The organism is Thalassotalea sp. G20_0 (assembly GCF_017744175.1).
GTDB lineage: Bacteria > Pseudomonadota > Gammaproteobacteria > Pseudomonadales > Endozoicomonadaceae > Endozoicomonas.
Window position 1 is genome coordinate 1 of the sequence record NZ_JAGHQV010000284.1, and the last position, 922, is coordinate 922.

Here is a 922-nt window from a genome sequence, read left to right on the forward strand (position 1 = left end):
GCATCGGTCCAGCCCGTGCTGCTCAAGTGCATTAATGTCGGACTCTACCGCGGAATGCTTCTTCATTGCCCTGACAAACTCAGGGTGTCGTTCACGCTTCCGATCTTGTTCAGACCATCGCCCCTTTTTGGGTAAGACGGCTCGGTCAAGAAATGTTTCCAGCTTTTCAAGGTTCTCTTTTGACCAGAATCCACGGTCATAACTGACCTGCGATACTTCAGGAAACCGCTGTTTTGCGCCTTTAGCAATGGCTACAGTCACCTGGTCATCAGTCTGTTTTTCCATGACCAAATGGTGAAGGGTGAAACCAAACTGATCTTGCAGTACGCACACTCTGAGGCCGAGTTCTACAGGAACGCCTGCTTTTCCTTTACTGATCCATTCCGTATGACGTTCAAATAACGAAAAAACCTTCTCACTGTGCACAATGGTTTCATGGTTCAGTACACGACGGATAATAAGTTGACACTGGTAGTCTGCATCTTTTATCCATCGCTCCAGCTCTTTCAGTCGTAGGTCTCCGGATATCCGTGCCTTCAAGAGATTCAAGGTTATTTCAGCCTTGCGGATAAGCTTCTGGCTGTAGGCTACATACTCAGCATGGACGGTTTCGATATCATGCTGTCGTGCTTCACGAAGCGACTCATTGGACGACGTTGACCGTTTCAGGTTACGGGCTTTGTGAAAACGCTTTTTGTGCTGATCCTGCAAGTAGTTGCTCTGTCGCCACAGGCTTTCCTGCTGCTCTGACGACAGGCAAGCTGCCCACTCGATCATCTTGCGAACGGCATCCCGGAGCAGGTTAATATCCGTTGGAAAGTGGGCATTGGTTTTTACGACAAACGAGTCAGCGCGGGCGCATATCCGCTCTTCTTTTTTTTTACCAGCTGGTGACCGGCATTGACCACAATCTGGTTGATCT

At 49.0% G+C, this 922-nt stretch carries 1 pseudogene; it reads right to left on the minus strand.

The annotated features are described in order from the left end of the window. Window positions 1-922: pseudogene (locus tag J7438_RS26070) on the minus strand (ISNCY family transposase); the annotation flags it as partial.